We start from the raw sequence: 21,941 nt of genomic DNA on the forward strand, positions 1-21,941 counted from the left end.
TTTTATATAATTTGTTGTAGGGAGGCTATTGTGGAGAGAAAAACGCATTTTGTAAACACCAAGAAAGAATTGCTTTTTGAGCATGAAGACGATTTTCAGCCTCATCGAAAACAACGGAGTGCGGTCCATCAATCACAGAATCAACCACTTCTTCACCACGATGAGCAGGAAGACAATGCATAAAAAGAGCATCAGGTTTTGCTAATTTCATGAGAGATTCATTGACTTGATAAGGCTGAAAAATAGAACGACTGCGAGCACGAAATTCTTGTCCCATGGAGACCCATGTGTCGGTCATAATACAATCAGCATCTTGAGCTGCTTTTTGGGGATCATGGGTTAGCATAAGATGTGCTCCTCGCTCACGTGCCCAATGTATAAATTTTTCCTGTGGTTCACTGCCCTTTGGAGTAGCAATACGCAAATGAAAACCAAAAAGAGCTGCGGCTTCAATTAAGGAATGGAGCACATTATTACCATCCCCCATCCACGCAAATATTTTACCAGAAATAGGCCCCCGATGCTCCTCATAGGTTAAGATATCTGCTAGAATTTGGCAAGGATGTGTATCATCTGTAAGGGCATTAATGACAGGAATTTGTGCATATTGTGCCAATTCAAGCATACGTTGGTGTTTCGTTGTTCGCAATATCACAATATCCACAAAACGGGATAAAACGCGCGCCGTATCAGCTATGGTTTCACTATGACCAAGTTGCATCTCTGAACCCGTGAGCATGATCGTATCTCCGCCAAGCTGGCGCATACTGATATCGAATGAAATACGGGTTCGTGTGGATGGTTTTTCAAAAATCATCGCGAGTGTTTTACCTATAAAAGGTTTTGAACCTTTTCCTGCCTTAAAAGATGCTTTAAGAATTTTTGCATAATCAATCAGTGCACGTGCCATTGCTGGCGTTAAAATGGATAAATCCGTGAAATGACGAAGAGCATTTGTCATATGTGTGATATTTGTCTTTCTTTATTTATTTGCGAAAGATAGGAAATTGCTTTTTCAATACGATGCAAACTTTCATCTATTTCTTCTTCCCTAATGATAAGAGGAGGCAATAAGCGCACAACATTGTTGTTGGCTGCAACGCTTAAGAGATATTCATTTTCCAAAGCATTAACGACAAGATTTGAAGGCACAACACATTGAAGACCCAACATAAGCCCCATCCCCTGAACTGCGCAGATAATATCAGGATAGATATTGAGAATGTGCAAAAGCCCATTTTTTAGTTTATCACCCATGCGCTGAACATGGATGAGAAAACTTGGCTCTAACAAAACATCAAGAACACTATTTCCTACAGCCATTCCAAGCAAATTTCCTCCAAAGGTTGATCCATGCGTTCCAAGTATCATACTTTTTGCAACTTTATCCGTTGCAAGGCAAGCGCCCAATGGAAATCCACCTCCTAGTCCTTTTGCGAGGGTAAGAATATCAGGCGTGACATCACTCCATTCATAAGCAAAAAGCTTTCCTGTTCGTCCCATGCCCGTTTGCACTTCATCCAAAATCAACAACAGACCATTATCATCGCATATTTTACGCAAAAATCTTAAATATTCATGAGAAACCGTTCGTATTCCTCCTTCTCCTTGAATAGGTTCAATAAGAATAGCGGCGGTATTTTTATTAATAGCGTTACGCAAAGCGATTTCATCACAAAAAGGTACTTGAATAAATCCACCAGCTTTAGGTCCAAAGCCTTCAAGATACTTTTCATGCCCAGTCGCAGCAAGTGCAGCAAGTGTACGTCCATGAAATGCCCCTTCAAAAGTAATTATTTCAATGCGTTCTGAATGACCAGCAGCATAGTAATAATGGCGTGCCGTTTTGAATGCGCACTCCAATGCTTCAGTGCCTGAATTGCAGAAAAAAACCTTATCCGCAAAACTATTTGCACAAAGCCGCGTGGCAAAAGATGCTTGTTCAGGAGATTGAAAAATATTAGAAACATGCCAAAGTTTTTCAGCTTGTATCTTGAGCGTATCAACCAATTTTGGATGTGAATATCCTAATGCATTAACAGCAATGCCAGATGTGAAATCAAGATAATGGTCTCCTTTATCGGAAATAAGCCATACACCATGCCCCTGTTCAAAATGCAAATTTCGTCTTGCGAAGCATTCATAAAGTGGTTGTATAGAGACGGCATCCATCATAATTCCCTTTATATTTTAGTCTTTTCAATATATATATAAAGCAACACTACAAATAAAACAGCATGGTATATTTCGTTACGGTGCTTTCAACATTTCATTACGATTAGTGATTACACCTATAGAATAGATCATTACACCAATTGAAAAAAAGTCAATGAAGGTTCTACAAATAAGCATTTTGGGAAAAAGCCTTAAACAAAAGTGAAAGTTTAACCTATGATTGATTTGCAAGTTGGGGAAAACATTCTAAATAAACTCTTCAAGAGGTAAAGACTCTTGTCATAGAGTGAGTGCATATTGTAATTTACAATATAATAAGCAAGATGATGTGTTTTGATTTGTAAATCCACAGGTTGGATGATTTTTTTATGCTCACGTAGAGTGTAAAGTTCTTTCATTCAGCGTAATGAAAACATTATTTAAACATTTGAAGATGCAACGGGGGAGAGCATCTTAGTGACGTAATCGGAATGGAGTGCTGGTATGGGTTGGACATGTGAACGCGTTGAGCTTCTTAAAAAGCTTTGGAGTGAAGGGTTAAGTGCAAGTCAAATTGCTGCTCAATTAGGTGGGGTCAGCAGAAATGCAGTCATCGGCAAAGTACATCGATTAAAGTTACCAGGACGTGGTAAGACAGCACAAGGAAGCACGCGTGCGCAAAAAACTCCCGTGGGAAGTAGCAGCCCATCATCTCCACGTGTGCGTCGCAACACATCCACGGTATCGCCAATAAACACATCATCTGTAAGTATTGAAGAAACCGCTTTAAAGACAGAATTTGTAGTGGAAGATGTAAAAGAAGTTGATATGTCCACAAAATCCAATGTAGTTGTGCCTATATCACGTCAACTTAATCTTCTACAATTGAGTGAAAATACATGTAGATGGCCGGTTGGCGATCCATTATCAGCAGATTTTCATTTTTGTGGTGCAGATTCTGATGAAAATAGCCCCTATTGTGCCTTTCATGCTAAGCTAGCATTTCAACCAATATCTGAAAGACGTCGGATAAGAGTGTAATATCCTCAATTGAATCTCGTATTCTACGCCTTCTGCGCTTCGCTATTAAATTTTAATTATCGAATTATTATGAGAAAGAAATTTAATGGAGCTTTTAATAAATGAAAAAATTTCTTCATGAAACTATTCAACGAAACTGTATCTTTTGGTGCTATTGCGCAGCTGTGTGTTGTAAAGTTATATTCCTGTTTATTTTCACAGTTTTCTTTAATTTAGTTGTACTGCTTTTAACACTATCCATAGTGACATCTTTTGAATAAGCTAGTTTCTCAATTTCTCATGTTTTTATTCTTCGTGTATTTATATAGAGTAATGCTGTGGTTTATAAAAATAATTTATCGCTTTGCAACCTGAATGAGATCCATTTATATCTCTCTCATTTTAAGTCCTCTTATATTGAATCAATCAAAATCTTTTGTTTGGGCGTCACGAGCGAGATGAGAACTGTGGAGAGTTAAAAACACTTAAAGAAAAGCATGCCTCTTATAAATGCTTTCAAGTGCCAAGGACTTAAAGGGTTGTTGCAACATTGGGAGATGGCAAAGTGTGTGATGATGCCAGATTGCCCTTTTATTAAGTATAAAGATAGGGTGTGCTTCATGGATTTATCATTATACTCTTCATGGATGCCGTCGCAAAATAGGCTTGGGAGCGTTGAGAGATGTTTCTTTAAAACAAGCCTGTGAATATATGCAATTCAATATCATTCTGTTTTGCGTGAGGGATGTGCCCCGTTAAAGAATGCGATAAACAAAAGCGTGAAGCAATACGTAGAATGTAAAATAATATCTTTATAATTTTTTATAAAAAATTATAAAGAAGGGAATATTGTATTCAAGGCTCTTACGAAATATACAAAAACAATAAATTATAAGTATAAATAAATATAAAATCTAGAGCGACCACAATAACATCACTTTCCTTCTCCCGACACAAAACGGCGCAACCAAACATAAAGCGCACCTTCTCCGCCATGCTGACGCGCTGCTTGCTCAAACGCGTGGACATAGTATCGAAAAGCTGGTGTTGATAACCAATACGGAACAAATCTATACAAAGCTCCATCGCTCCCAACGGATCGTCCTTTTCCTGTAATCACAAGGACATAACGCAATCCTCTCTGCTGAGAGGACTGTAGAAATTTTTTTAAGAAAAAATAAGCTTCTTCCTGCATATAACCATGGAGATCAAGACGCGCCTCAAGAGGACAACGACCTTGGGAAATTTTACGATATGCAACATGATCAAAGAAATGAATCTTTTGTGCTTGTGTAACTGACCTCTTTTCTCTTTTAATAATTGTCGAGGGTTGTTGATTTTCCTGAGACAATGAGGAGATTTGAGTTACAGGCTGTTTTTTATCATTAATATTTGCAATAGTTTCTGAAGCAGAAGAGAGCATCTTACCGTGAAGCGGTGTTATCGTACGACAAACCATCTCCCATAAAAGACGATCTTGTGAAGCCAATAAATCTCTTTTTTGTCTCCATTTACTTGAGGACATTTTAATTTCTCATAAATCATTGAATGCTTATGGAAGAAAAACAAAAAGTATTTTAATTTTCATTTTCTGTAGCAAAAAGCTTCCAGTTGGGATCTGACGATAAACTATTGCGAACAAAAGTCCAAATATCCCTGATTTCTATAATAGCATCAGGATCACCGTCTATACGCTCGCCCTGTTCATTATAAGTAACAGAAATCATCTCACTGACAATACGTATCGTTAAAAGTTCATCTTTTTCTTGTATTGCCGCCGCAACAAATTCGGCCTTATTAATTCCAACAAAAGTGAATTCTATTCTTTCTTTATTTTTTTCTCGTTGCTCAATAGCCATACAAAAGCTCTCAAAAACATCCTGACAAAGCAAGCTTTTAAGTTGATTGCGATCACCTTTGGCAAAAGCTGTTACAATCATTTCATACGCAATTTGTGCACCTTTTATAAAAAGTTGAGGAGAAAAATGAGGATCAATTCTATGCAATTCCCGCAAATTTTTATTCAAAACACTCCCCTCCGGTGAAATTTTATCAATTTCACTAAAGTCGTCTTTTTGTGAATTTTTCTGATGAGGGAACGAAACAATATTATCAGCCGTTTCTGCTTCAACTTGTTTTTTAGAACGTCGTGAATAAGGATCAAAGGGTGGCTTTTCAAACCCAATTCGTTTCCCTAATACATTACGGAGTTGCACAAAAATAACAACCATAACAACAAGAGCGATGACAAGTATAACGTCAAATTCCATAGGCGCTGTCAATCTCCAAAGCTTAAGTCTCTAATAAACATTGCAGTCAATACCATTTATCAATAAATATGTAAAATAAGGAATCTTATCATTCAAATATTTTTATAGATTTTGTATTTAAACGGAGTTCTCTTAAGAATTTCTCCCCCCTACTCATCTAGAAGGAAACTTTCATGTGATAAAACTTTATTCTATAAATCCTCGTTTTTTTGTTGTTATCTTTCTTTGCATTCTTTTAATCGAGATTGCTGGTTTTATCTTTGTTGGTCAAGAAATTGGTATTTTGGCAACCTTGAGCTTGGTTATTCTCACAACCATAGTTGGGGTTGTTTTATTGCGAATTCAAGGGATTAGCCTCTTAAAAAATATACAAAATGAACTTATCCAAGGACGCACATTAGAAAATAATATTATTAATGATGCTTTCATCATGTTTAGTGCAATTTTACTTATTCTTCCCGGCTTTGTAACTGACCTCTTGGGAATATTACTTCTTATTAAACCAATTCGCTCTGTTGCTTGGCATTTCTTTGCATCATTAAAAAACAAAATGAATCCCAATACTAAAAGAAAAAATGACTCTGAAAAAATAATTGATCTAAAAGCAGAAGATTACACAATTCATGATACGACAGAATCTCCATGGCGCAAAAATGATGATAACCATTGAAATGCCTAAAAAATCTGTAACAAACTAAAAAAATATTCAAGATAAAGAGCGCATTTCTTGCAACCTTTTGCAAGGCGTGATAACCAATCTGGTCTTTAGATCTAAAATAAATATACATATTATAATGGAAGAGGTTTGTCGTATGGCCGAAGATGAAATGAATAACAGTGGTGGAGAGCCGGTTTTTGCTGTATTAACTCAATATTTAAAAGATTTATCATTCGAAAACCCTGGTGCTCCTCGTTCATTACGTGCACGTGAAAAATCACCACAAATTGATATCAATATTAACGTCAATGCTAACCCAATTGGTGATGACAATTATGATGTCGTTTTGTCTCTCTCCGTCAAAGCCAATGATGAAACTGAAACCTTATTTCATGTAGAACTTATTTACGGTGGTGTTTTTCACCTTAAAAACATTCCACAAGAACATGTTATGCCACTGGTCTTTATTGAATGTCCCCGTCTTTTATTTCCATTTGCTCGCCAAATTATATCTGATGCTACTCAAAGTGGTGGTTTTCCACCTTTGTGGATTGATCCTATCGATTTTGCAGCACTCTTCCAAAAGCGTCTTTCTGAAGAGCAAAAAGACAATCAAATACAGCCCTCTTAAAAAATTTATTTTTTTTTGCTATCAAAAAGCCCCTTGATATATTATTGGTATATTAGGGGCTTTTTTCCTTTAGACGACTTTTGCGGCATGATAAGCCGCAAGCATTGCAATATTGACAACATCTGTATCGCTTCCACTAAACGGTACAATTTGGACAGATTTTTCCAATCCAATTAAAATAGGACCAATGATAGTTGCTTCACCGAGTTCTTGTAACATTTTGCTTGCAATGGAAGATGCGTGATATCCAGGCATAACCAAAATGTTAGCAGGCTCCGTTAATCCCATAAATGGATATTGCTGCATCAATTTGGAATTGAGTGCCACATCAGCACTCATTTCTCCATCAAACTCAAAATCAACTTTGCGTTCATGCAAAATATTAATCGCATCCTGAATTTGCTGCGTCGTCTTCCCTTTCATATAACTAAATGTAGAAAATGCTAAAAATGCTACCCGTGGTTGATATCCAAATCCTCGCACAAATGAAGCTGCTTGTTCAGCTATATCTGCAAGTTCTTCAGCATTAGGATTTTCATAAACGGCTGTATCCGTAATAAACACAATTCGTCCACGGCAAATAGCCATTGAAATACCAATCAATCGTTCTTTTGGTTTTTCATCAATTGCACGACGTATATCGATCAACGCTGTTTCATAATTGCGTGTCACCCCTGTAACCATTGCATCAGCATCTCCTAGTGCCACCATACACGCAGCAAAATAATTGCGATCATTATTGATACGACGATGACAATCACGCAACAGCCAACCTTGACGCTGCATTTTTTTATAAAGATAATTCGCATAAGCATCTGTACGGCAAGAAAGCTTAGCATTCATAATAGAAATACCTTCACGCTCCAGATCAATTCCAGCGATAACAGCCGCTTCTCTTACTTGCTCTTCACGACCAACCAAAATTGCTTGTCCCAATTTTTGATGAACATAGGAAACGGCTGCCCGCATAACTTGCTCTTCTTCACCTTCTGCAAATACAATTTGTTTTGGCGCTTGACGAACATGGTTATAAACCCTACGCATCATCGAGGAAGTAGGATCACGTCTCGCATTCAAATCGCGCTCATAGGCCTCTAAATCATCTATGTTCTTTTGCGCAACACCGCTTTCCATTGCTGCTTTTGCTACCGCTATTGAAACAACCGTAAATAAACGCGGATCAAAAGGAACAGGGATGATATAGTTAGGACCAAACTTTAATCGCTTTCCATAATAAGCTTCTGCAACGCTGTCAGGCACTTCTTCATGCGCTAAATTAGCAAGAGCCTTTGCCGCAGCAATCTTCATGGCTTCATTAATAACTCTTGCACGCACATCAAGCGCACCACGAAATATATAAGGAAAACAAAGAACATTATTAATCTGATTTGGATAATCGGAACGCCCTGTTGCGACAATGGCATCATGACGCACTTGCATAACCTCTTCCGGCGTAATTTCTGGATCGGGATTAGCCATAGCAAAAATGATCGGCTGGGGTGCCATGGATCTTACCATTTCAGGAGTAAGAGCACCTTTAGCAGAAACCCCAAAAAATATATCTGCACCTTCCATTGCTTCCATAAGCGTACGTTTATCTGTTTGAATAGCATGCGCAGATTTCCACTGATTCATTCCCTCTTTGCGGCCTTCATAGACCACACCCTTTGTGTCACATAATATGATATTTTCGGAACGAAAGCCCATCGCTTTAATCAGTTCAATACAAGCAATCCCTGCAGAACCAGCACCATTACAGACTAACCGCGTATTTTGCATATCGCGCCCTGTTAAAGTCAAAGCATTGAGAACACCCGCAGCAACAATAATCGCTGTACCGTGTTGATCATCGTGAAAAACAGGTATATTCATCACCTCGCGTAGGCGGCTTTCAATCATAAAGCACTCTGGCGCCTTAATGTCTTCAAGATTAATTCCACCAAAAGAAGGTTCTAAATGACGCACTAAATTGATAAAACTTTCTGTATCGTTTATATCAATTTCTAAATCAATGGAATCAATATCCGCAAAACGCTTAAACAGCACTGCTTTGCCTTCCATGACCGGCTTAGAGGCAAGTGCACCTAAATTGCCTAACCCTAAAATAGCTGTACCATTTGAAATAACAGCAACAAGATTGCCTTTTGCTGTATAATCATAAGCTAGCGCTGGATTTTGAGCAATTGCCTTAACTGGAACGGCAACACCTGGTGAATAAGCAAGTGCTAAATCATGCTGTGTTGCCATAGACTTTGTTGCAACAATCTCAAGCTTTCCTGGTCGACCACGACTATGAAAATCTAGAGCTTCTCTTTCGCTCGCACTGTAAACAGTTTGAGACATTTTCTGATCTTGCTCGCTCTTTTTCATCTCACTTTATTTTCTCCAAAAACAGTGTAAATTTTGCTTGATAATGCGTATAGTCATTAAATTTGATTCATATATTAGAAATCGCTATTCTTGCCTTAGCAAATCTGATGATGCGTTGCAATTTAGAGATAAATAGATATTGAAGTAAACAAAAAAGAGTAAAAACTTCACTTAAAGGAAACAGGCCTCGTACAAATGGATAAAAAAAACAATCATAAAAATAATTTAATTCCACAGCCTGCCTCCCCATCTGCTTCCTCTCAAGAACGTCTTACACCTATGATGGAGCAGTACATAGAAATCAAAGCCGTCCATCATGATTCCCTTCTCTTTTACCGAATGGGGGATTTTTATGAATTATTTTTTAATGATGCGATTGAAGCTGCTCAGGCCTTAGGAATTACACTCACAGCACGTGGAAAACATTTAGGACAAGATATTCCTATGTGTGGTGTTCCCGTTCATACTGCTGATGATTATTTACAAAAACTGATTGCTTGTGGTTACCGAGTTGCTGTTTGTGAACAAATAGAAGATCCTGCTGAAGCAAAAAAACGTGGCTCAAAATCTGTTGTTCGGCGTGATGTTGTTCGCCTTGTAACACCAGGAACAATAACAGAAGAAAAACTCCTTGATCCAACACGCGCAAATTATTTGATGACACTTTCCCGTATAAAAACTAGCGATGGAGAGGAATTTGCTCTTTCTTGGATTGATATCTCAACAGGCATATTTCGTGTAACAGAAAGCCGCCAAGAAAAACTTTTAGCAGATATTATGCGTGTTGATCCACAAGAAATCATTGTTGCTGATTCATTTTTTCATGATAAATTTCACAAGTCACTTTTTAGTGTTCTTGATCGTATCGTTTCACCTCAACCTGCTTGTCTCTTTGATGCACTCACCGCTGAACGCGATATTTGCAATTATTTTAAACTCTCAACTCTTGAAGGCGTTGCCGATTATTCACGCTGTGAACTCTCTGCAATTGTAGCTGCTATTCGTTATATCGAAAAAACACAAATCACACATCGCCCTCCCCTCATGCAGCCTGAGCGCCAAAATGAAAGTGCGACTCTTTTTATTGATGCCGCAACCAGATTAAGCCTTGAACTTATTCGTACGACATCAGGTCAACGGGATGGAAGTTTATTAAAAGCTATTGATCGCACTGTAACAGGAGGAGGATCACGCCTTCTTATTGACCGCCTTATTGCTCCCCTCACCACTCCTTCAGCTATTGATACGCGTTTGGATTCTATCGATTTTTTTCTACGTAATCCTTCTCTTGCAGAAGCGATAAAGCTTATTTTAAAGGGGGGACCAGATATGCCCCGCGCCGTTTCACGTTTGGCTCTTGGACGAGGAGGTCCCCGTGATATGGCGACAATCCAGCGTGGCTTTGAAATCATTCGTGAATTGCATCAACTTCTTGATAATGAGCTTCTGCCTCAAGAAATAAGTGATGTACAACAGGTGTTCTCAAAATTACCCACAGCGTTATACTTTCATTTAGAACAGGCATTAGCTGATGATCTCCCACTCCTTAAACGTGATGGTGGTTTTATTCGTTCTAATTATCATAAAGAGCTCGATGAAATGCGTGCTTTACGTGATGAATCTCGCCGTGTCATTGCTGAACTTCAAGCGCAATATGCCCAAGAAACAGATATTAAGACGCTTAAAATAAAGCATAATAATATTCTAGGTTATTTCATTGAAGTAACCAGCACACAAGCATCTTCCCTTACAAATAATCCACAAGCTAAAGCACGTTTTATTCATCGGCAAACAATGGCAAACGCTATGCGTTTTACGACAACAGAGCTCGCTGACCTTGAAAGCCGTATTGCCCATGCTGCCAATCACGCATTGACACTTGAACTAGAGATTTTTGATATTCTCGTTCATGAAATTACCGAACAAGTTGATTTTATTCGTAAAGCCTCTGAAGCACTTGCTATTTTAGATGTCTCTGTCGCTTTAGCATATCTTGCTGAAGAACAAGGATATTGCCGCCCTAAAATTGATCTTTCACTTACCTTTCGCATTACAGCAGGACGCCATCCTGTCGTCGAGCAAGCACTCCGCAAACAAGCAGCAGAACCTTTTATTGCCAATAATTGTGATCTCTCTGTGCAAGAAAATCAGCAATATGCAGCAATCTGGCTGTTGACAGGGCCTAATATGGGAGGAAAATCAACTTTTTTGCGGCAAAATGCTCTTATTGCTATTATGGCGCAAATGGGGTCCTTCGTTCCAGCAACTTCAGCACATATTGGTGTCGTAGATCGCCTATTTAGTCGCGTTGGAGCTTCCGATGATCTTGCACGAGGGCGCTCAACCTTTATGATGGAAATGGTTGAAACAGCAACGATTCTCAATCATGCTAGCCACCATTCCCTTGTTATTCTTGATGAAATAGGACGTGGAACATCAACCTTTGATGGACTTTCTATTGCTTGGGCTGCTGTTGAATATCTCCATGAAGTTAACCATTGTCGTGCTATTCTCGCTACCCATTTTCATGAAATGACCGCACTTACCGAAAAACTTGACAGACTGCATAATGTAACCATGAAAGTCAAAAACTGGGATGGTGATGTAGTTTTTCTTCATGAGGTCACACCAGGAGCGGCTGACCGCTCCTATGGTGTACAAGTCGCAAAGCTTGCTGGACTTCCCCCAGCCGTTATTACACGAGCAACAGATGTACTCCATCAATTAGAACAAGGCGAAATGGCTGGAAAAGGACATAAACTCATTGATGATTTACCACTCTTTTCTCTTAAAGCAACATCTCCCGTCAATGAAGCAAAAAACAAACATTGTATACTTCACGAAGCTTTAAAAAATATTCATCCCGATGAACTCTCTCCTAAACAAGCTTTAGAAGCAATTTACCACCTCAAACAGCTTGAAAAGAGTAACCCTTTATAGAAAACAGATGTTATTTTTTATTAAAAAACCTTCTTAATAGGAGATAACGTAACCATTTTTGATATACCACAGCATAAACAGTTATTTATCGTATTCCCATCGCTTTTCTACATAATATATTTTGATAAGTGTAATTGCCTATAGGCAAAACCCTATGCATTATATTTCATATTCCCTTAGATTAATATTGGCTCTTATACAAAAAATTGGTCAAGATCGACTATTTTTACAAGATAGTCGTTTTTTGTAAAGATTGTCATGAAATCTCCTCCACGTTGCAAATACGCCATATTTAATGAATTATGCTTTTTCACGATCAATATTATTGTTATCATAGCAATATTTTTAGTTTAAAACTGTCAGTGTTGGAATACCATCCCATTTTGCATAATAAATTCATGGATAATGGGTCTCGTATTTTCTTCACATTTTAAGTTATTATTCACATTTTAAGTTATAAAGAGCTCTTTTACTGTTTTCATATGAAACATATAATCAGATATATCACAGCTGTACTTTATTTTCATAAACATCCTTTAACTCCTTCCCACACCTTAATGGATAAGGATTTTCATTCGAATCAAGTCTGCAAATAGTCCAACTTCTAACGGATTTTCCTTGACTTCCTAATCATGCGCTTCTCTTAAACTCAAAGCTTTACAAACAAGTCTAAGAATATTCACCACACACTAAAAACACACTTAATATTTAAGGAAGATGCCGTATATCACAGTCCTAAATGACAGTGTTTTACGGTACAACAAGATAATGCCACCAGTACAATAAATATCTTTCATAAATATGAGTAATAAGAAATCATAATCTCATATAAGATTGGAATATGATATGAAAAGTAATTATACTGTATCTGTTTTACATAGCTGCTAAAATAAGCAATCTACCGCAGTTTTTAGTTGTATTGATAGCTTTTTAATCATACTCATCATGACTCGAAATATTCTGATAAGTTCATAAACTCATAAAATAATTAGCTTAGAATATCGTGCAAAAGATGCAAAAAATCAGAGCACTATCTCTATTCAACTCATCAAATATTACGTACTGCACCCTTTGCAGCAGATGTGGTCATCGCTGCATAGGCTTTGAGAGCCTTTGAAACTTTACGCTGACGCTTCTCAATCGGTTGCCAAGCGCCTTTTCCTTTTGCTTCCATCTTAGAACGGCGCTGCTTCATCTCAACGTCATCCACCAACATATGAATTCTACGATTTGGAATATCAATTTCTATGATATCCCCCTCTTCCACCAACGCAATTGCTCCTCCTTCAGCAGCTTCTGGTGAAATATGTCCTATTGAGAGCCCTGAACTTCCACCTGAAAAACGTCCATCTGTAACAAGTGCACAAACCTTGCCTAATCCTTTAGATTTGAGATAACTCGTTGGATAAAGCATTTCTTGCATTCCAGGTCCACCACGTGGGCCTTCATAACGGATTAAAACAATTTCACCTGTTTTAATCTTATCAGTTAATATAGCTGAAACAGCTGAATCTTGGCTTTCAAAAATTCTTGCCGGACCTTTAAAAGTTAAAATTGATTGATCAACGCCTGCTGTTTTTACAATGCAGCCATCTTTTGCAAGATTTCCATAAAGAACTGCCAATCCTCCATCTTGTGAATATGCGTGTTCCCTATCGCGAATCACACCTTTTTCACGATCAAGGTCAAGGGTCTCATAGCGACAAGATTGACTAAAAGCTGTCTGTGTTGGAATACCACCTGGAGCGGCACGATAAAATGCATGAACTGTTGGCTCATTAGTTTGCTTTACATCCCAGCGGTAAAGAGCTTCTTTCATTGTTTTTGCGTGAACCGTATAAGTTGATGTATCAATGAGTCCTGCCGCATCCAGTTCACCTAAAAGCCCCATAATACCACCAGCGCGATGAACATCTTCCATATGTACATTTGCAACAGCAGGAGCAACCTTACATAAAACAGGAACACAACGTGAAAGATGATCAATATCCGTCATGGTAAAATCCACCTCACCTTCTTGCGCTGCAGCTAAAAGATGCAGTACTGTATTGGTTGATCCCCCCATGGCAATATCAACGGTCATTGCATTTTCAAAAGCCTTGCGTGAAGCAATAGAGCGCGGCAAAACTGTTTCATCATCTTCTTCATAATAACGTTTAACCAATGCAACAATCTGTTTTCCAGCTTCTTCAAAAAGCATTCGTCGATCTGCATGTGTTGCTAACATTGATCCATTTCCGGGAAGAGAAAGCCCCAATGCTTCCGTTAAGCAATTCATAGAATTGGCCGTAAACATTCCTGAACAAGAACCACATGTAGGACAAGCAGCACGCTCCATTTCAGCAACTTCTTCTTCTGAATTTTGTTCTGAAGCTGCTGCAACCATGGCATCGACCAAATCAACCGTTAGATCTTGATCCTTCCATTTAATCTTACCTGCTTCCATAGGACCGCCTGAAACAAAGATTGTCGGAATATTCAACCGTAAAGCAGCCATTAACATACCAGGCGTAATTTTGTCACAATTAGAAATACAAACAAGTGCATCTGCACAATGTGCATTAACCATATACTCTACAGAATCAGCAATGATTTCACGTGAGGGCAACGAATAGAGCATTCCATCGTGCCCCATCGCAATTCCATCATCTACAGCAATGGTATTAAATTCTTTCGCAACACCACCGGCAACTGCTATCTGTTGTGCGACTAATTGCCCAAGATCTTTTAAATGGACATGCCCTGGTACAAATTGTGTAAAAGAATTCGCAATCGCAATAATGGGTTTACCAAAATCAGTATCTTTCATCCCTGTTGCACGCCAAAGTCCGCGGGCTCCTGCCATATTACGCCCGTGGGTCGATATCCTTGAACGGTAAGAAGGCATTATTTTTTTCCCCTCAAATAATTCCATTTTGCTTGTTGTGCTGTAACTTCATTATAAAAACAAGAGCTTTAATATTCAAAAGAGAAAAATACCTTGTACTGCGGCATTTGAAGCACAAAATTAAAAGCTCTGCATAAACTTTTTCATAAAGCCTTTGTTTTTTATTACCTGTTAATCAACATCTAATCCCTGTGCGAGTCCACGTTTGAGACAAATATCAAAACGCTTCAGTATGACACGAACTGTTCCAGATTTTTGTATGCCAGATTTGGTTAGTATATTGCATCTATCTGTTTGCGTAATTTCTGGAATTGGAAAGAATATAAAGAAATCGTGATAAAAATCTATCATCTCCTTATAATTCAGCTTTACACCTTTCAAACGCATTCATAAAAATATCTTTTAAATAATAATGACGCATTATCTCATGCTTTTGTTTTTACACTCTTCAATAGAGCTACTCCCCTCAGGAAGAACAAAACACACCAAACAAAATACACTTGTATAGCCTTTATACTCATTGCACTCGAGCCCATTTCACGATAGCGCCTATGAATGGTATAACAGCCCCCGTGAATAATATAAATCTATAAGGGACATCTTCACACTTATGAAGAAGAAAACTGACACCATCATACATTTTTTTATCCCCATATCGTGAACGTCCTTGGTAATTGAGACAATTAAAAAGAGATATTTTTATTCCTTTCTTCAAGTGTTTTTATCCACATGGCTCTCCCTGCTTATGACATCAAGCAAGTGACTTTAATTGTTTCAATATAAGAAGATCTCAAATGAGAGAACCTTATGATATTTGGGACTCTCATTCCAGTTGTAAAAAATTAATTATGAATATAAATCAATACTTAATCTAATTATAACTCACATTACACCCTTTACGAAAAAACAGATAGAATTTATAAAGAGTACAGCTTTTTCTCGTAAGGTAATCTAGTGCAGAGTTACAATTTGTAGTTCATGCTCATTGGCTCCAGCAAGGGCGATAGAACGCTCATCGGATAAAATGATAGGATAACCTGTTTCACCAAAGAGAGCCCATATGGTAATGCCTGGAGTCATAGGGGGAAGATCTGGAAAGTTTTTAGCCAGATCATCTGTACAAACTTTTTTTAAATAGGCAATCTGTCCCGCATCAGAGTAGGATGTGTTCTGAAACGACAAGTTTTGTTTGTGTTCTCCCATTTCACTGTTCCTTTACGCCTTAACTTTTATGACTCACCACTACTGACTTTAATTGGAATCTGTTTTATTTCTTTTTTTAATTTTGGTTGATACAGATTAATTGATAAAAGACCATTTTTCAACTCTGCATTTGTAACATGCATCCCTTCCGCGAGAACAAAGGTTCGCTGGAATTGTCGCGCAGCTATACCGCGATATAAATATTGATGATTTTGGTTGTCTGTTTGTTTACCATGAATAACCAATTGATTATCATCGAGTAAAATATTAAGATGGTTAATCTTAAATCCAGCAACAGCCAAAGTTATCCGGATATGATTTGCATCATCACTTTTATGCAAACGTTCAATATTATAGGCTGGGTAAGCCTCATCAGCTTTACCGATACGTTGCAATATTTTTTCTACGGTTTCAAACCCTAAAAGAAAAGGATTGGAGAAAGGCGTCACATGTGTCATTCATGAGTATCCTCTTTAAAACGGCTTTACTGGACCAAACTCTATAAAAGTGTTCGCTGCACTCCTCTCATATGGCGAGCATGAATGATAACTTCAAGAGAGAAGATTTAAGAGAGTTCAATGCCTCAAAGTAACATAAAATTATCAAAGGTGCGAAATTTATCTAGTATATTGTATAATAAAGATGAAATTGCGGAAATATTTCGCCGTTTTTCTGTGCAACGCCCAACACCTAAGAGTGATCTTAACTATATAAATACTTTTACACTTTTAGTTGCCGTTGTGCTTTCGGCTCAAGCGACAGATGTAAGCGTTAATAAAGCGACAAAAGAATTATTTTTCCTTGCTGATCAACCGGAAAAAATGGTTGCATTAGGGGAAGAAGAAATAGCAAATCATATCCGTTCAATTGGCCTTTGGCGTGCAAAAGCACGTAATGTTTATGCGCTTTGCAACTGTTTAATTAATCAATATGGTGGTCAAGTACCCGATACGCGTGAAGCACTCATGGCCCTTCCTGGAGTTGGGCGCAAAACGGCTAATGTGGTCTTGAATGTTGCTTTTGGTCAGCCTACATTGGCAGTAGATACACATATTTTTCGCTTAAGCAACCGTCTTGGTTTGGCGCCTGGAAAAACACCAGAAATTGTTGAGAAAAAATTATTAAAGATTATACCGGTTCATTATATTCGCCATGCGCATCATTGGCTGATTTTACATGGTCGCTATATTTGTCAAGCCCGTAAACCACAATGTACGCAATGCATTATTGCCGATTTATGTAAAGCAGCCATCAAAACAAATGCAATTCCAGCACCTTTGGTTGAGCTTCAAGACAATGGAGCGCCGATTTTTTTGTAATACGGTCTTGCTATTTTGTGTATATTAGCTTATGAAAACGTCTTTAAGAGCCGCCCGGCAGGGCATGCCGTGGCTGTTTAAATGCTTGTTCAAGCGTTGGTCCGCTTGAGTGAATAAAATGTTTGATTGAATAAATTAATGTACGGAGTAGCAAAATGCCCAAGATGAAGACCAAATCATCCGCTAAAAAGCGGTTTAAAATCACTGCGTCAGGCAAAATTAAAGTAGCAGCTGCCGGTAAGCGCCACGGCATGATTAAGCGTTCGAATAAATTTATTCGCGATGCACGTGGAACAATGGTTTTGTGTGAACAAGATGCTAAAAAAGTCATTCAGCATTATTTGCCGAATGGTATTTAAACCTTACGCTTTTGATTTTGAGGAGATTATAATATGGCTCGTGTGAAAAGAGGTGTGACAGCACACGCTAAGCACAAAAAAGTTCTTAAACAGGCTGAAGGTTTTTACGGTCGTCGTAAAAATACCATTCGTGCAGCTAAAGCAGCGGTTGATCGTTCAAAGCAATACGCTTATCGTGATCGCAAAAATAGGAAACGTACTTTCCGTGCTTTGTGGATTCAGAGAATTAATGCGGCTGTTCGCGCAGAAGGTTTAACTTATGGACGTTTTATTGATGGCTTATCAAAAGCCGGTATTGAGGTTGATCGTAAGGTTCTTTCAGATATAGCAATCCATGAGGCAGAAGCATTTTCTGCTTTAGTAGCTTCGGCAAAAAAAGCTTTAGAATATTTAAAAGATACGACACCTAATGCTTTCGAAGGCGCTGTCAAATAAGCCAGTCGTGTTCTCTTAAAGCATTCATTTATTCGAGGTCCCGTGCTGGCTATTGCGAGTGCGGGTTTTTCTTTATTAAAAAATAGGCAAAAATATGAATGATATTGAGCGTCTGGAACAAGAAATTTGTTTAGCCTTAGAGGCAGCAGGTGATGAACAAGCACTTGAAGAAGTGCGTATTGCAGCATTGGGTAAAAAAGGTAGTATCTCTGAAAAATTAAAAGAATTAGGAAAAATGGATGCTGGCGAGCGCCATAAAGTTGGACCAGTTCTTAATGGATTAAAAAATCGCATTTTAGAATTATGGGCACAAAAGCGTGATCTTCTGAAAAGACAGGCAATGGATGCCCGTCTTTCTCGTGAAAAAGTTGATGTTACCTTGCCTGTTCGCTCTTCACCTATAGAACGGGGACGCATTCATCCTATTTCACAAGTGATTGAGGAAATTATTGCCATTTATACAAAGTTGGGTTTTTCTCTTGCAGAGGGACCTGATATTGAAACAGATTATTATAATTTTACAGCATTGAATTTTCCTGAAGGGCATCCAGCGCGTGAAATGCATGATACCTTCTTTTTTGATGTTGATAAAATGGGAGAACGAAAATTATTGCGAACCCATACATCACCCGTACAAATTCGTACACTAGAAAAACAAAAAGCACCGATACGGATCATTATTCCTGGAAAAACTTACCGCATGGATTCGGATGCAACACATTCTCCCATGTTCCATCAGGTAGAAGGTCTTGTCATCGATAAAACCTCCACCATAGCCCATATGATGTGGCTACATGAAACCTTTTGTAAAGCATTTTTTGAAGTTCCCTCTGTAAAAATGCGTTTTCGTCCCTCTTTTTTTCCTTTTACCGAACCATCTATGGAGGTAGATATTCAATGTGATCGTTCTGGTTCAGAAGTAAAGTTCGGAGAAGGACAGGATTGGTTGGAAATTTTAGGATGCGGAATGGTGCATCCCCAGGTGTTGAAAAATGTTGGTTTAAATCCAGATGAATATCAAGGTTTTGCATGGGGCATGGGCATTGATCGTATTGCCATGTTGAAATACGGTATGCCTGATTTGCGGGCTTTTTTTGATGCTGACCTGCGTTGGTTAGACCATTATGGCTTTCGTTGCTTTGATATGCCTGCTTTTTTTCCTAATAGAAATGTGTGATCTTAGTCATCGCTTTCATGTGAGGTTTTAAAATGAAGTTTACATTGTCCTGGTTAAAAGATCACTTAGAAACAAATGCATCTTTGAATGAAATTTGTGAAAAATTAACCGCTATAGGTCTTGAAGTTGATTACGTTGATGATCGGTCTTCTTTAAAAGGTTTTGTGATTGCAAAAGTTTTAACAGCAATAAAGCATCCTGATGCAGATAAACTTCAAATTTTATCAGTCGATACAGGGACTTCCACACCTGTTCAAGTTGTCTGTGGAGCACCAAATGCACGCGCAGGTCTTGTTGGTGTTCTGGCACTACCAGGCACTTATATTCCAGGACTTGATGTAACATTATCTGTAGGAAAAATCCGAGGTGTTGAAAGTTTTGGGATGATGTGTTCACAAGCGGAGCTTGAATTATCAAATGAGCATGATGGGATTATTGAACTTCCAGAAGATAGTCCTATTGGAGGTTCATTTGCAGCTTATGCTGGTTTAGATGATCCGGTTATTGATATTGGTTTGACCCCTAATCGTTCCGATTGCACAGGTGTTCGTGGTATTGCACGTGATCTTGCTGCCGCTGGAATGGGAAAATTAAAAGAATTATCCCTGTCAAAATTTGATCCTTCCTTTGAAACACCTCTCGATGTTTCATTAGATTTTTTGCAAGATTCATCATTATGTTTAGGTTTTGCTTGGCGTGAAGTGCGCAATGTTCAAAATGGTGCATCACCACAGTGGATGCAACAGCGTTTGAATGCAATTGGTCTGAGACCGATTAATGCGCTTGTTGATATGACCAATTACATCAGTTTTGACCTTGGTCGTCCACTCCATGTTTTTGATGCAGATAAAATTAAAGGTAATTTGTGTGTACGTTGCGCGCGTGAAGGAGAGCAACTTCAAGCACTGAACGGAAAAATCTATCATCTGGGCCCTAAAAATTGTGTCATTGCAGATGACGAGGGGGTTGTTTCGATTGCCGGTATCATGGGCGGTGAAAGAACGAGTTGTGATGAAACAACACATCGCATTATTATTGAATCGGCGCTTTGGGATGCGCGAAGCATTGCACAAACAGGAAGAGCATTAGGTCTTATCAGTGATGCACGTTATCGATTTGAACGAGGTGTTGACCCGGCTTTTATAGAAACAGGACTTGAGATTGCAACAGAATTGGTCTTACGTCTTTGTGGTGGTGAAGTATCTAAAAAGAAGATCGTTGGCTATCAGCAACAAGAAATCAAACAGATCGCTTTTCCTTTTTCTGAAATTAAACGTTTAACAAATTTGGAAATAGAACCTGAAAAAGTCATCTCTATTTTAACAAAACTTGGATTTTTTGTTGAAGGAAAAGGAGAAGTCGTTACGGTAAAAGTACCATCATGGCGCCCTGATATTATGGGTAAAGCCGATTTGGTGGAAGAGGTTATGAGAATTTATGGGTTAGATAAAATTAAACCTATTCCTTTGGAAAACTTTGCAGAAGGAAAAGATCAAATTTTAACATGCGCACAAATTCGTTCACGTGCTACACGTTTGGCTCTAGTGCAACGTGGTATGAAAGAAGCGGTGACATGGTCTTTTATTTCTGAAAATCAAGCTCTTGCTTTTGGAGGAGGTCAAGAAGAGCTTAAATTAGTTAATCCTATTGCTGCTGATATGTCAATGATGCGTCCTTCCCTTTTACCTGGCTTGATTATGGCGGCACAAAGAAATGCTGATCGTGGTTTTTCCGATCTTGCTTTGTTTGAAGTTTCAAGTATTTATGAGGGCGACACCCCTGATAAACAACACCGTGTTGTTAGTGGAATTCGTCGCGGAACAGAGCAATTTAAAGGGGCTGGGCGTTTTTGGAATGGAAATGCAACCGTCGTTGATGTTTTTGATGCCAAAGCAGATGCTTTAGCTATTTTAGAAGCATGCGATATGGATGTTGGGAAAGTGCAGATTGAAGTTGGAGCACCGGATTGGTATCATCCTGGTCGTTCAGGTGTCATAAAACTTGGATCAAAGATTATTCTTGGTTTTTTTGGTGTTTTTCATCCTGCTACATTAGAAAAGTTAGATGTCAGTGGCCCTTTATGCGGCTTTGAAATTTTTCTAGATCGAATTCCAGAATCAAAGAAAAAAACGACCAAAAGCCGTCCTCCTTTGAAACTCTCACCTTTTCAAATGGTGCGGCGTGATTTTGCCTTTATAGCGGATAAAACTGTTGCCTCTTCTCTTATTATTCGGGCGGCAAGTGGAGCCGATAAAAAACTTATTCATTCAGTGCAGGTTTTTGATATTTTTGAAGATTTAAGCTTTGGTGAAGATAAAAAATCTGTTGCAATTGAAGTAACTATTCAGCCCATAGAACGGACTTTAACAGATGAAGATTTAGAAAAGCTTGCCTCAAAGATCGTGGATAATGTTACCAAAATGACAGGTGCATATTTACGCTACTGAGTATTCTCATTTTTTATGAGATATTTTACATGAAGTGGGAGCTTGTTTGAGTACTCCCTTTTTGTTTAGCA

General features: G+C 38.4%; 18 protein-coding genes and 1 pseudogene. 10 read left to right on the forward strand and 9 right to left on the reverse strand.

Annotation, left to right across the window (positions count from 1 at the left end):
- Window positions 1-25: 25 nt before the first annotated feature.
- Window positions 26-961 (reverse strand): ornithine carbamoyltransferase, encoded by a 936-nt coding sequence (gene argF, locus ACFINM_RS00915; protein ID WP_375620843.1) that lies wholly within the window; start codon window positions 959-961, stop codon window positions 26-28.
- Window positions 958-2,172 carry an aspartate aminotransferase family protein gene (locus ACFINM_RS00920; protein WP_375640015.1) on the reverse strand — a complete coding sequence of 405 codons (1,215 nt, stop codon included), beginning with the start codon at window positions 2,170-2,172 and terminating at the stop codon, window positions 958-960. The genes argF and ACFINM_RS00920 overlap by 4 nt, the downstream gene beginning before the upstream one ends.
- Window positions 2,173-2,658: 486 nt before the next feature.
- Between ACFINM_RS00920 and ACFINM_RS00925 the strand changes: the two genes are divergently transcribed.
- Complete coding sequence (locus tag ACFINM_RS00925) at window positions 2,659-3,195, forward strand: GcrA family cell cycle regulator (RefSeq protein WP_375617530.1); 537 nt, start codon at window positions 2,659-2,661, stop codon at window positions 3,193-3,195.
- A 529-nt stretch (window positions 3,196-3,724) separates the two neighbouring features.
- Window positions 3,725-3,973 (forward strand): annotated as a pseudogene (locus tag ACFINM_RS00930) (Arm DNA-binding domain-containing protein); the annotation flags it as partial.
- A gap of 135 nt (window positions 3,974-4,108) precedes the next feature.
- Here ACFINM_RS00930 and ACFINM_RS00935 read toward each other — a convergent pair.
- Both ACFINM_RS00935 and ACFINM_RS00940 read right to left on the reverse strand, forming a co-directional pair.
- Window positions 4,109-4,699 carry a Smr/MutS family protein gene (locus tag ACFINM_RS00935; RefSeq protein ID WP_375611420.1) on the reverse strand — a complete coding sequence of 197 codons (591 nt, stop codon included), beginning with the start codon at window positions 4,697-4,699 and terminating at the stop codon, window positions 4,109-4,111.
- A gap of 52 nt (window positions 4,700-4,751) precedes the next feature.
- Complete coding sequence (locus tag ACFINM_RS00940) at window positions 4,752-5,444, reverse strand: Tim44/TimA family putative adaptor protein (RefSeq protein ID WP_375639703.1); 693 nt, start codon at window positions 5,442-5,444, stop codon at window positions 4,752-4,754.
- A gap of 175 nt (window positions 5,445-5,619) precedes the next feature.
- On the opposite strand from ACFINM_RS00940, the gene ACFINM_RS00945 reads away from it, so the two are divergent.
- Both ACFINM_RS00945 and secB read left to right on the forward strand, forming a co-directional pair.
- The gene (locus ACFINM_RS00945) at window positions 5,620-6,114 is read left to right on the forward strand and encodes an FxsA family protein (protein WP_375612822.1); all 495 of its coding nucleotides are present in this window, start codon (window positions 5,620-5,622) and stop codon (window positions 6,112-6,114) included.
- A 142-nt stretch (window positions 6,115-6,256) separates the two neighbouring features.
- Complete coding sequence (gene secB / locus ACFINM_RS00950; protein WP_375611417.1) at window positions 6,257-6,733, forward strand: protein-export chaperone SecB; 477 nt, start codon at window positions 6,257-6,259, stop codon at window positions 6,731-6,733.
- A gap of 69 nt (window positions 6,734-6,802) precedes the next feature.
- On the opposite strand, the gene ACFINM_RS00955 is transcribed toward secB, so the two are convergent.
- Complete coding sequence (locus tag ACFINM_RS00955) at window positions 6,803-9,103, reverse strand: NADP-dependent malic enzyme (RefSeq protein ID WP_375639707.1); 2,301 nt, start codon at window positions 9,101-9,103, stop codon at window positions 6,803-6,805.
- Between the two features lie 195 nt (window positions 9,104-9,298).
- Here ACFINM_RS00955 and mutS point away from each other — a divergent pair, with 195 nt between their 5' ends.
- Window positions 9,299-12,043, forward strand: a complete 2,745-nt coding sequence (mutS, locus tag ACFINM_RS00960; protein WP_375639710.1) for a DNA mismatch repair protein MutS — start codon at window positions 9,299-9,301, stop codon at window positions 12,041-12,043.
- Between the two features lie 1,048 nt (window positions 12,044-13,091).
- Here mutS and ilvD read toward each other — a convergent pair.
- From ilvD to ACFINM_RS00980, 4 genes are all read right to left on the reverse strand, one after another.
- Complete coding sequence (ilvD, locus tag ACFINM_RS00965; protein WP_375620847.1) at window positions 13,092-14,930, reverse strand: dihydroxy-acid dehydratase; 1,839 nt, start codon at window positions 14,928-14,930, stop codon at window positions 13,092-13,094.
- A 171-nt stretch (window positions 14,931-15,101) separates the two neighbouring features.
- Window positions 15,102-15,281: a hypothetical protein gene (locus ACFINM_RS00970; protein WP_375611413.1), complete on the reverse strand. Its 180-nt coding sequence runs from the start codon at window positions 15,279-15,281 to the stop codon at window positions 15,102-15,104.
- Between the two features lie 600 nt (window positions 15,282-15,881).
- Window positions 15,882-16,133 (reverse strand): DUF1150 domain-containing protein, encoded by a 252-nt coding sequence (locus ACFINM_RS00975; RefSeq protein ID WP_012754519.1) that lies wholly within the window; start codon window positions 16,131-16,133, stop codon window positions 15,882-15,884.
- Window positions 16,134-16,159: 26 nt separating this feature from the next.
- Window positions 16,160-16,591 carry an Hsp20 family protein gene (locus ACFINM_RS00980; protein WP_375612819.1) on the reverse strand — a complete coding sequence of 144 codons (432 nt, stop codon included), beginning with the start codon at window positions 16,589-16,591 and terminating at the stop codon, window positions 16,160-16,162.
- 120 nt (window positions 16,592-16,711) lie between these two features.
- Between ACFINM_RS00980 and nth the strand changes: the two genes are divergently transcribed.
- From nth to pheT, 5 genes are all read left to right on the forward strand, one after another.
- Window positions 16,712-17,452 (forward strand): endonuclease III, encoded by a 741-nt coding sequence (gene nth / locus ACFINM_RS00985; RefSeq protein ID WP_375639713.1) that lies wholly within the window; start codon window positions 16,712-16,714, stop codon window positions 17,450-17,452.
- Window positions 17,453-17,607: 155 nt separating this feature from the next.
- Window positions 17,608-17,811 (forward strand): 50S ribosomal protein L35, encoded by a 204-nt coding sequence (gene rpmI / locus ACFINM_RS00990; RefSeq protein ID WP_183193590.1) that lies wholly within the window; start codon window positions 17,608-17,610, stop codon window positions 17,809-17,811.
- A 33-nt stretch (window positions 17,812-17,844) separates the two neighbouring features.
- On the forward strand, window positions 17,845-18,246 hold the full coding sequence (gene rplT, locus ACFINM_RS00995; RefSeq protein ID WP_012754515.1) for a 50S ribosomal protein L20: 402 nt from the start codon (window positions 17,845-17,847) through the stop codon (window positions 18,244-18,246).
- Between the two features lie 94 nt (window positions 18,247-18,340).
- Complete coding sequence (pheS, locus tag ACFINM_RS01000) at window positions 18,341-19,423, forward strand: phenylalanine--tRNA ligase subunit alpha (RefSeq protein WP_375639716.1); 1,083 nt, start codon at window positions 18,341-18,343, stop codon at window positions 19,421-19,423.
- 32 nt (window positions 19,424-19,455) lie between these two features.
- A complete protein-coding gene (pheT, locus tag ACFINM_RS01005; protein WP_375639721.1) occupies window positions 19,456-21,870 on the forward strand; it encodes a phenylalanine--tRNA ligase subunit beta in 2,415 nt (804 codons plus the stop codon).
- The last annotated feature ends 71 nt before the right edge of the window (window positions 21,871-21,941 follow it).

This window comes from Bartonella sp. AA168HLJHH (assembly GCF_042197365.1).
GTDB lineage: Bacteria > Pseudomonadota > Alphaproteobacteria > Rhizobiales > Rhizobiaceae > Bartonella.

Excerpts from the sequence above, each read along its gene's own strand:
- argF (WP_375620843.1), bottom strand. The coding sequence starts at position 961 with ATGACAAATGCTCTTCGTCATTTCACGGATTTATCCATTTTAACGCCA.
- ACFINM_RS00920 (WP_375640015.1), bottom strand. The coding sequence starts at position 2,172 with ATGGATGCCGTCTCTATACAACCACTTTATGAATGCTTCGCAAGACGA.
- ACFINM_RS00925 (WP_375617530.1), top strand. The coding sequence starts at position 2,659 with ATGGGTTGGACATGTGAACGCGTTGAGCTTCTTAAAAAGCTTTGGAGT.
- ACFINM_RS00935 (WP_375611420.1), bottom strand. The coding sequence starts at position 4,699 with ATGTCCTCAAGTAAATGGAGACAAAAAAGAGATTTATTGGCTTCACAA.
- ACFINM_RS00940 (WP_375639703.1), bottom strand. The coding sequence starts at position 5,444 with ATGGAATTTGACGTTATACTTGTCATCGCTCTTGTTGTTATGGTTGTT.
- secB (WP_375611417.1), top strand. The coding sequence starts at position 6,257 with ATGGCCGAAGATGAAATGAATAACAGTGGTGGAGAGCCGGTTTTTGCT.
- ACFINM_RS00955 (WP_375639707.1), bottom strand. The coding sequence starts at position 9,103 with ATGAAAAAGAGCGAGCAAGATCAGAAAATGTCTCAAACTGTTTACAGT.
- mutS (WP_375639710.1), top strand. The coding sequence starts at position 9,299 with ATGGATAAAAAAAACAATCATAAAAATAATTTAATTCCACAGCCTGCC.
- ilvD (WP_375620847.1), bottom strand. The coding sequence starts at position 14,930 with ATGCCTTCTTACCGTTCAAGGATATCGACCCACGGGCGTAATATGGCA.
- ACFINM_RS00970 (WP_375611413.1), bottom strand. The coding sequence starts at position 15,281 with ATGATAGATTTTTATCACGATTTCTTTATATTCTTTCCAATTCCAGAA.
- ACFINM_RS00975 (WP_012754519.1), bottom strand. The coding sequence starts at position 16,133 with ATGGGAGAACACAAACAAAACTTGTCGTTTCAGAACACATCCTACTCT.
- ACFINM_RS00980 (WP_375612819.1), bottom strand. The coding sequence starts at position 16,591 with ATGACACATGTGACGCCTTTCTCCAATCCTTTTCTTTTAGGGTTTGAA.
- nth (WP_375639713.1), top strand. The coding sequence starts at position 16,712 with ATGCCTCAAAGTAACATAAAATTATCAAAGGTGCGAAATTTATCTAGT.
- rpmI (WP_183193590.1), top strand. The coding sequence starts at position 17,608 with ATGCCCAAGATGAAGACCAAATCATCCGCTAAAAAGCGGTTTAAAATC.
- rplT (WP_012754515.1), top strand. The coding sequence starts at position 17,845 with ATGGCTCGTGTGAAAAGAGGTGTGACAGCACACGCTAAGCACAAAAAA.
- pheS (WP_375639716.1), top strand. The coding sequence starts at position 18,341 with ATGAATGATATTGAGCGTCTGGAACAAGAAATTTGTTTAGCCTTAGAG.
- pheT (WP_375639721.1), top strand. The coding sequence starts at position 19,456 with ATGAAGTTTACATTGTCCTGGTTAAAAGATCACTTAGAAACAAATGCA.